This window comes from Larkinella sp. VNQ87 (assembly GCF_049445795.1).
Lineage (GTDB): Bacteria > Bacteroidota > Bacteroidia > Cytophagales > Spirosomataceae > Larkinella.
The window spans coordinates 195,548-204,884 of the sequence record NZ_JBMSDT010000016.1 but is presented as its reverse complement, the minus strand read 5'-3'; the positions used below and the strand labels follow the sequence as shown (position 1 = coordinate 204,884).

Annotated in this window: 8 protein-coding genes; 6 read left to right on the top strand and 2 right to left on the bottom strand. The window is 54.2% G+C overall.

The window, feature by feature from the left end:
- Positions 1 to 110: 110 nt before the first annotated feature.
- Together ACO2Q8_RS25170 and ACO2Q8_RS25165 are read right to left on the bottom strand one after the other, a co-directional pair.
- Entirely contained in the window at positions 111 to 773 is a 663-nt protein-coding gene (locus ACO2Q8_RS25170) for a hypothetical protein (protein ID WP_423347647.1), read from the bottom strand.
- Between the two features lie 88 nt (positions 774 to 861).
- Positions 862 to 1,509: a DUF4136 domain-containing protein gene (locus ACO2Q8_RS25165; RefSeq protein ID WP_423347646.1), complete on the bottom strand. Its 648-nt coding sequence runs from the start codon at positions 1,507 to 1,509 to the stop codon at positions 862 to 864.
- A gap of 827 nt (positions 1,510 to 2,336) precedes the next feature.
- Between ACO2Q8_RS25165 and ACO2Q8_RS25160 the strand changes: the two genes are divergently transcribed.
- The 6 genes from ACO2Q8_RS25160 to ACO2Q8_RS25135 all read left to right on the top strand — a co-directional run bounded on the left by ACO2Q8_RS25160 (position 2,337) and on the right by ACO2Q8_RS25135 (position 9,328).
- Positions 2,337 to 3,269 carry a TatD family hydrolase gene (locus tag ACO2Q8_RS25160; protein WP_423347645.1) on the top strand — a complete coding sequence of 311 codons (933 nt, stop codon included), beginning with the start codon at positions 2,337 to 2,339 and terminating at the stop codon, positions 3,267 to 3,269.
- A gap of 113 nt (positions 3,270 to 3,382) precedes the next feature.
- A complete protein-coding gene (gene eboC / locus ACO2Q8_RS25155) occupies positions 3,383 to 4,261 on the top strand; it encodes a UbiA-like protein EboC (protein ID WP_423347644.1) in 879 nt (292 codons plus the stop codon).
- 118 nt (positions 4,262 to 4,379) lie between these two features.
- Positions 4,380 to 5,528: a 3-dehydroquinate synthase gene (locus ACO2Q8_RS25150; RefSeq protein ID WP_423347643.1), complete on the top strand. Its 1,149-nt coding sequence runs from the start codon at positions 4,380 to 4,382 to the stop codon at positions 5,526 to 5,528.
- Positions 5,525 to 6,757: a metabolite traffic protein EboE gene (gene eboE / locus ACO2Q8_RS25145; RefSeq protein WP_423347642.1), complete on the top strand. Its 1,233-nt coding sequence runs from the start codon at positions 5,525 to 5,527 to the stop codon at positions 6,755 to 6,757. Before ACO2Q8_RS25150 ends, eboE begins: the two co-directional genes overlap by 4 nt.
- Positions 6,758 to 6,845: 88 nt before the next feature.
- Positions 6,846 to 8,240 carry an alkaline phosphatase family protein gene (locus ACO2Q8_RS25140; RefSeq protein WP_423347641.1) on the top strand — a complete coding sequence of 465 codons (1,395 nt, stop codon included), beginning with the start codon at positions 6,846 to 6,848 and terminating at the stop codon, positions 8,238 to 8,240.
- A 233-nt stretch (positions 8,241 to 8,473) separates the two neighbouring features.
- Entirely contained in the window at positions 8,474 to 9,328 is an 855-nt protein-coding gene (locus tag ACO2Q8_RS25135; RefSeq protein ID WP_423347640.1) for an SDR family oxidoreductase, read from the top strand.
- Positions 9,329 to 9,337 lie beyond the last annotated feature (9 nt).

The window sequence follows — 9,337 nt, the reverse complement described above, 5'->3', positions numbered from 1 at the left end:
ACCCACGGACCGCCGGGCGGCCCCGTTTAGTCCGTGTAAGTTCTCTAAATCCAGAAGTTGTTATAAACTCACACGGACTAAACGGGGCCGCCCGGCGGTCCGTGGGTACGTCAGAGCCAGCGGTACGACAGGCCGAACGACAGCAGCAGGTTTGTACTGTTTTCCAGCTCGTTGTAGTTAAAAAACACGTGCTGATACTGCGCCTGAATCTCCCCGCCAAAGTTGTTGTTGCGGCCAAACTGAAACTTAGCGCCGACAGCCGGTGCCAGGGCTCCCCGGATGCCGGTTTTCTGATCAGCCAGCGTGCCGTAATACGACGTATAATCGACGTAAGCCCCACCAGCCCCCATTTGCAGGTATGGCCGGACCGTCGAATTGATGTCGTTCAGGTACACCGATCCGATGGCCAGCACCGGCACGAGGGTCAGCGTCCGGGTTTGAACAGCCGAGATGTCGGTACCATCCGGAAACGAAAAAACCTGGCGAGGCAATTGCTCACTCACGTACTGATGCCCAATACGCCCTCCGACGGAAAACCGCCCCGGGAACATAGCTTCAAAGGCAACGGCCACATTCCGGCTCCCGACTTTGTCAATGTAATTCTTTTGACTGCCCATCGGCAAGCTGGCCCCGTAAAAAACCGTCGCCCGGCCCGATACAAATTGTCTGAATAAGCTACTTTGGAAGTTATCGTCCTGATCCGAACCAGTCTGCGCCATCGCACCCAGCGCCCAAACCAGTCCGAGGATACTCAATGCAATCGTCTTTTTCATGGCTTTTTAGGAATTAAAGGCCAGCGAGATGAGAGAATAGCCTTAAATCCGGCTTTTTATTCTTTTGTCTCACTGGCTTACACCGAACTTACTGATTTGCCCGCAAATACGCCGACTGCTCAAACACCTTGCTCAGCATCGTGTCGACCGAGGTCGCGTCGTAAATCCCGTTCCCCCGAATCTGGGCCTGCCAAATGACATTCAGCTCCCGGTCGGTTGTATTCGGGTTTTTCAGATCAATCAGTTGAATCAACCAGTAACTGTCGCTGACTTCGTAAAACGAGTAATAATTGGGGTAATACGGACTGAAACCGCCCCAGCCGCCCAGACCGCCGTAGCCCCAATAATCGAGGTAATACGGCGAAAACGGCATGGAGGTCACCCCGACGTAGCTGTTGTTGATCCGCATGACAGCCACGCCCAGATCGGGATTGGTACTGCGGCTGACCCGCTGATAGCCCCGGCTCGTGAGTTGCTGAGCCAGCCGATCCAGGAATTGCGGCTCGATGCCCGTCATGGATAGTTGCTGCTGGTCGTTTGATACTTCTACGACCGAATCCGGCAAGCTAAACGTTTGGTAATTGGCAAAGTTGACCGACCGGTCACGGTTGGTTATAAACACCTGACTCTCTTCCGGCGTCAGGTTTTCGAGCGGGTCGGGGCGGCAGGAACTGATTCCACTTCCGATCGCTCCCCCTATCCCTGCCCATAGCAGAATCTGAAATACAGCTTTCATACTCAACAAAAGAAATAGTACAACGTAATTAGAACCGACGTTACTTCGTCTGCTCTAGTAACTAAACGTTTTTCGGTTCGGTTTTGATAAAAAGGCAACGGTTCTTCTGCGGTTTTTGAAAACCGTAACAGGTAACGATAGGCATAGACCTTTCGCTTTTCAACCCTACATCCCGAAATGTCGGCCCGGTCTCAGGGAGACTCGGGCTCGCCCTAACTTGGATTATCAAGTCCCTTCCAGGCAGAGGGTGTTTCGGATTTAGGCGTAGTTTTTACCTAACCAAGGTTATCAGGCATATAATTTGTACAATTATCCCATGTTTCGCTTTATGGGCAGCTACTGCGTTGGCAAGTTGTAGCAGCGGGTGTTGCACCGGAAACCCTTGCAATCCCTTTACCTCGGGACCAACCCCCAAAGTGGAGTAAGTTTAACATTAACCGATCTCAAAATCATGACAACCAGGAGAATCATCTTAGTCTTTTTAGTTGCAAATATCATTAGTTTGATCGGCGTCTTTCTTTTCACTGCTACTGATGTACCTAAGTTGGCAGGACGGGCTACTATGCTGGTGGGTATTGGCCTAAATATTATATGGTTTGTGAATGCTTTGAAAAAGCTTCTCAGCAAGCGCAATCGCTTATCCTGAGAGTCATATTTAAGCACACATTACACCCTTATTCTTAAAGCACCCTATACAGACTATAGGGTGCTTTTTGGCTATTCAATAATCGGTCGATCTGATAGGGATCATACATCATCTCTTATTTACGCCCTTGCAACTAGCCCACGGGCCGACTACCTTTGTTTTTTTACAACCCGACAAAACCATGAGTTTTCTAGATAGTATACGGGGCATGAAATTTTTTGACATGCACGTCCACATGACCTCCCGTACCACCGACGATTACCAGGCGATGGCCGACGCCGGTATCGTGGCCCTGATTGAACCGGCTTTCTGGCTCGGTCAACCGCGCACGGGCGTCGACTCGTTCCGGGATTATTTCGCCAGCCTGGTCGGTTGGGAGCGGTTTCGGGCCTCGCAGTTTGGTATCCGGCACTACTGTACCATCGGTCTGAACTCGAAAGAATCCAACAACGAAGCGCTGGCTGAACAAGTGATGGAAATTCTGCCGCTGTTTATTTATAAAGAAGGCGTTGTTGGCGTGGGCGAGATCGGTTTTGACGACCAGACTCCGGCCGAAGAAAAATACTACCGCGCCCAATTGGAACTGGCCAAAGAAGCCAACCTGCCCGTCCAGATTCACACACCCCACCGCGATAAAAAGCAGGGTACCAGCCGCAGCATGGACATTGCGCTCGAACACGGCATCGATCCCGGTCTGGTGATTGTCGATCACAACAACGAGGAAACTGTTAAGGAGGTGCTGGATCGCGGCTTCTGGGCGGGTTTCACCATTTACCCGTTTACGAAAATGGGCAACGAGCGAATGGTGGAAGTGGTGAAGCAATACGGTCCGGAACGCATCATGATCAACTCGGCCGCCGACTGGGGCATCAGCGACCCGCTAGCCCTGCCCAAAACCGCAGCCCTGATGAAAGAACGCGGTATTTCGGACGAGACCATCCGACTCGTCACGTTCCAGAATGCCGTAACGGCCTTTGCCCAGAGCGGCCAACTGAACCTCGAAGACCTCGAACAACCGCTCGACATCGACCAGAGCCAGCGCTACAACGGCAGCTCGGTCCTGCGCGGAGGGCAAGCACCCCGGGTGGATAAATCGTCGCCAATCATTAAGTAACGTTTTAATTCATTAAGTAACGTTTTAATAATGAATAACGAATAGCGAATAGCGAAATATCCTCTCTACTTCGTTATTCAATATTCATTATTCGATATTCATTATTCATTCCTTTGAGCCTTCTTCCTCTTCTCCGCCTGACCCGCCCCGCAAACCTGGTGACGGCCATTGCCGATGTGATGGCCGGGATGGCCATTGCCGGGTATTACCTCATTCCGGATGCCGACCCCGCGCCGGTGGGCTGGCTCTGCCTGTCGACGGTGGGCTTGTACGGTGGTGGTGTGGTGTTTAATGACGTTTTTGACGCGGAGCTGGATGCTGTCGAACGGCCCGAACGGCCGATTCCGAGTGGGCAGGTAAGCCTTGGCGCGGCTACAACGCTGGGGAGTGTCTTGTTGCTGATTGGTATAGCAGCCGCCTGGCTGGTGAATCCGCTGGCGGGGTGGCTGGCCGTTGCCATCAGTGTGGCATCGCTGGTGTACGACAAATTCGGCAAGCACAACGCCATTTTGGGGCCGCTAAACATGGGCCTGTGCCGAGGGCTGAACCTCCTGCTGGGCATCAGCATCCTGCCCGATCAGGTACCGGTCTGGGCGTCGCTGGGCGTGATCCCGATTGTCTACATTGCGGCCATTACGATGATCAGCCGGGGCGAGGTCCACGGCGGAAATGCCGGGATTTTACGCGTCGCCGGTTTGCTCTACGCCCTGGTCATTGGCAGCATCGGCGCCATTGCCCAAAACCAGCATCAGTTGGGAACCGCTTTTCCGTTCCTGCTCCTGTTCGGCTACTTTATTTTCCCACCCCTCTGGCGCGCCATCAGCGAACCGACCGGCCGCAACATCGGCATGGCCGTCAAAGCGGGCGTGCTATCCCTGATTGTGATGAATGCCGCCTGGGTGGCCGCCTTTGCGTCCTTTCCGCTGGCGATGCTGGTGGTTTGTTTGCTGCCATTGTCGCGCCTTCTGGCAAAAGTTTTTGCAGTTACCTGATCGAACGGTTCCGAGTTATTGCGTGTTCTACACACATTACCCCGACCAGCCCTGAGCAGGACGGGGACGTAGCCATTTTTTGAGTAACTTTACGTTTTATCCAATTTAATCGCGAGGAATGAACACCCTTCATCAGTCTTTCAGCGTTCGGTTTAGCTATGATGTCTATTTTTCTGAACGGCTGTTTGAATCCACTAACCCTACCTTACTCGAATTTCTGAAAAAACACCATACGGAAGGATTTCGTAAAAAGCTTTTATTTGTTCTGGATGAAGGTGTTATGGCCAGCCATCCCCTGTTGCTGGATCAAATCAAGGCTTACTTTGTCGGTATTTCACTTGTTGATCTCGTCCCCCATTTACTTGTCATTCCCGGCGGAGAAGGGGCGAAAAACGATCCAACCCTGGTCGATCAGTTGATCGATGTGGTGGATCGCTACGGCATCGACCGGCATTCGTACGTGGTGGCTGTGGGTGGTGGGTCGGTCCTGGACCTGGTGGGCTACGTAGCCGCCATCTCGCACCGGGGCATCCGGCACATCCGGATCCCAACCACGGTTTTGTCCCAGAACGATTCGGGAATCGGCGTCAAGAACGGTGTTAATTACCGGGGCAAGAAAAACTTCCTCGGCTCGTTTGCGCCCCCGGTGGCGGTTTTCAACGACCCTCATTTTCTGGAGACACTCGACGACCGCGACTGGCGGGCGGGCATGTCGGAAGCCATCAAAGTGGCCCTGATTAAAGACCGGGCGTTTTTCGAATGGCTCGAAGCGAACGCCGACAAACTGGCCGCCCGCGACCGGGAAACCATGCAATACCTGGTTCACCGCTGCGCCGAGTTACACCTCGACCACATTGCCAGTGGCGATCCGTTTGAAATGGGTTCGTCGCGCCCGCTGGACTTTGGCCACTGGAGCGCCCATAAACTCGAACAATTGACGGATTTCGAGATTCGCCATGGCGAAGCCGTTGCCATCGGGATTGCGCTCGACAGCCTGTATTCACAGCGGTTGGGCTGGTTGAGCGAAGCCGATACCAACCGCATCCTGAATCTGGAACGTGCGCTCGGTTTCTCCCTGTTCCATCCGGCGCTGGAAGGCGACGGCATCCTGAAAGGGTTGAACGAATTCCGCGAACACTTGGGCGGACGGCTGACGATCATGCTCCTGACCGCCATCGGCCAGGGCGTGGAAGTTCACGAAATGAACCCCGACCGGATTCGGGAGGTCATTGGCATTCTGAAAGAAAACGAAATCCAGCCCGCATGAAAACCCCGCTCGGTCATTTAGGCTACTGCACGAATATCCATGCCGGGGAGCACTGGGCCGACCATTTCATTGCCCTCCAACAGGCGATTCCGGCCATCAAACAGAAACTTTCGCCGGACGCACCATTTGGCATCGGTCTGCGCTTGTCCAACATCGCTAGTGAGGAACTGGCCCAGCCGGAGCGCTTGCACGAGTTTCAGCAGTGGCTGACCGACAACGACGGCTACGTCTTTACGATGAACGGCTTTCCGTACGGCGGTTTTCACCGGACCCGCGTGAAAGACCAGGTTCATGCTCCCGACTGGCGTACACCCGAACGCGTTGCATACACCATCCGGCTATTTCGGCTGCTGGCGGCTTTGCTGCCCGCCGGAGCAAACGCCCTGACCACCGCCGGCATTTCGACCTCGCCACTCTCCTACCGATACTGGTTCCAGTGGAGCAATGCCGACGAACGCGACCTGGCCTTCGAAGCCACGACGCAGCGGCTGATGACGGTGGTGGAAGAACTGGTGCGGATCAAACAACAGGACGGCATCAGCCTGCACCTCGACCTGGAGCCCGAACCGGACGGTTTGCTCGAAACCGCCGACGAGTTTATCAACTGGTTCAACCTGTATTTACTGCCCATCGGCATCGAACGGCTGAATGATGAATTTGGGATGTCGGCCGAGGAATGTGAAGCGGCTTTGCGCGAACACGTGCAACTGTGCTACGACGTTTGCCACTTTGCCGTCGGCTACGAACGCCCGGAAGAGGTCCTGAAAAAGCTGAACGACAATGCGCTGAAAGTCGGGAAAATCCAGATCAGCGCAGCTTTAAAGGCCACGTTCCCAGTGGAGGCAAACAGCCGGGAAGCGGTGTTGGACCAGTTCCGGCAATTCAACGAACCCACGTACCTGCATCAGGTCGTAGCACGGGACGGCAACGGCGAGTTGTTGCGGTTTCCGGATTTGCCCGAAGCCCTGCTGGCCTTCAATGACACCCACGTCGAATGGCGTTCGCACTTTCACGTCCCGCTGTTTGTAGCCGATTACGGGTTGCTCCAATCGACGCAGGAAGATATTGTCGACGTACTCCAATTACAGAAGCAAAGCCCGTTTACGGAGCAACTGGAAGTGGAAACGTATACCTGGGAGGTGCTTCCCGAAGACCTGAAGCTACGGCTGAATGACTCGATTGGGAGGGAGTTGGAGTGGGTGTTAAAGGAAATTAACAATATCGAATAATGAATATTGAATAACGAATAATGAAGTAGCTCCGCACGCTTTCGATATTCGTTATTCTACATTCAGTATTCGATATTCTCATTTACTTATGAAAAAAACCGTCGTCATCGATGTGGTGGGCTTGTCGGCTTCGCTGATTGGCGAGCATACGCCCTTTTTGAAACAGTGGGTAAGCAACAAGCAATTGTCGACGATTGAGCCGATGCTGCCAGCCGTCACGACCGCCGTTCAGTCGACGTATGTGACCGGCAAATGGCCCACCGAAACCGGTATTGTCGGCAACGGCTGGTACGACCGCACGGATTGCGAAATCAAGTTCTGGAAACAATCGAACAAACTCGTTGGTGGCGAAAAAATCTGGGAACGCGCCCGGCAACTTGATCCGTCGTTCACGGTTTCCAAAATGTTCTGGTGGTACAATATGTATTCGTCGGCCGATTTTTCGGTAACACCCCGACCGCAGTACCACGCCGACGGCGTGAAAGCCCCCGACTGCTATAGCCACCCATCCGACCTGCGCGACCGCTTGCAGGAAGCCTTGGGTACCTTCCCGCTGTTTAATTTCTGGGGACCTAACGCCAACATCAAATCCACCCGCTGGATTGCCGATGCCTCACTGCTGGTCGACCGCTGGCACAACCCGACGCTGACGTTGATTTACCTGCCGCACCTGGATTATTGCCTACAAAAATTTGGACAAGATTTTGGCAAAATTTCAAAAGAACTGCACGAAATCGACGAAGTTTGTAAAGATCTGATTCAGCATTACGAGCGGCAAAATGCCGAAATCATCGTGCTGTCGGAGTACGGCATCACGAACGTAAGCCGTCCGATTCACCTGAACCGGTTGTTCCGGGAAGCCGGCTTGATCAACGTCCGCATGGAGCAGGGGCTGGAACTGCTGGACGCGGGCGCGTCGCGGGCCTTCGCCGTGGCCGACCATCAGGTGGCCCATATTTACCTCAACGATCCGACGTGCCGGGCGAAGGTTCGTTCGATTCTGGAAAAAACGCCGGGCGTTGAACTCATTCTGGACGAAACCACCAAACCGGATTACCACATCGACCACGAGCGCTCGGGCGATCTGGTGGTGATGGCCGATGCCGAGAGCTGGTTTACCTACTATTACTGGTTTGACGATGCGAAAGCGCCGGATTACGCCCGGCTAGTCGATATTCACCGAAAACCGGGGTACGATCCGGTCGAGATGTTCATGGACCCGGCCAACCCGATGGTCAAACTGAAAGCCGGGTACAAATTGCTTCGTAAAAAGCTGGGCTTCCGGTATTTGATGAACGTCATTCCGCTGGATGCGACCTTGATCAAAGGTTCGCACGGCCGCGTGGGAACCCCTGCCCCCTATCACCCGGTTTTTGTCTCGTCGCGCCCGGGGCTTTCAACTGAAAAACCGCTCCAGGCCATCGAGGTATTTGATAAAATCTGGGAAGCTCTGACAGCCGGGGTTCCGCAAAAAACCGCCTGATAACCAACCATTTGCCAGGCCGATAGCCGGATGTTTTGCAGCGTCCGGCTTTTTTGTTGGCCCGTTGAATAATAGAATCCGATCAATCCTGGATCGATTCGGTTGTTAAGTCAGGAGACAAAAGAGGAGAGACAGGAAAGTGAGAAAGAAACGTGATTCGCGACTCTTTTGTCTCCTGTCTTTCTTCCTTCGTCCATCCGCTTTCTGATTTACTCAACAGCCGAAGGAACGTTATGGAAACGAAAATTCCGCCCCAGCACCAGGATATGCAGCCGGGGCTGGAGAGCGAACTAAACCCGCAGCCGAAAGTAATTCGGTACACCTACGTCGGGACAGGAAAACTAAAAGACAAAGTGGCGCTGATTACCGGTGGCGACAGCGGCATTGGACGGGCGGTGGCGGTTCATTTTGCCCGCGAGGGGGCCGATGTCGCCATTGCTTACACGCCCCGCGAGGAGGGTGATGCGCAGAAAACCCGGGAGTTAATACAGGCCGAAGGACGCCAGTGCCTGCTGCTGCCCGGCGATCTGCGCAATCCGGCGTATTGCGAACAACTGGTCGAGGATACCGTCCGGCGGTTTGGCAAGCTGAACATTCTGGTCAATAATGCCGCTTTGCAACTGGCGCACCCGACATTCGAAGAAATGACCGACGACGACCTGGTAAACACCTTCGAGATCAATATTTACTCGTTTTTCCGGGTCACACGGGCAGCTTTGAAACACCTGCACGAAGGCGACAGCATCATCAACACCTCGTCGGTAACGGCCTACCAGGGCCGGGCCGATTTGCCGGAATATTCGGCCACCAAAGGCGCAATCATGAGCTTCACGCGCGCCCTGTCGTCGAATCTGGCGAAGAAGAAAATCCGCGTTAACGGCGTAGCGCCCGGCCCCATCTGGACCCCACTCAATCCGGCGTCGGTCGATGCCCAGCAGGTCGCCCAGTTTGGGCAGGATGTGCCGATGAAGCGCCCCGGCCAGCCCAGCGAAGTGGCTCCGGCCTATGTCTACCTGGCTTCGGCCGATGCCAGTTATGTAACGGGTCAAATCATTCACCCCAACGGCGGCACCATTATCAACGCCTGATCTCAGCCT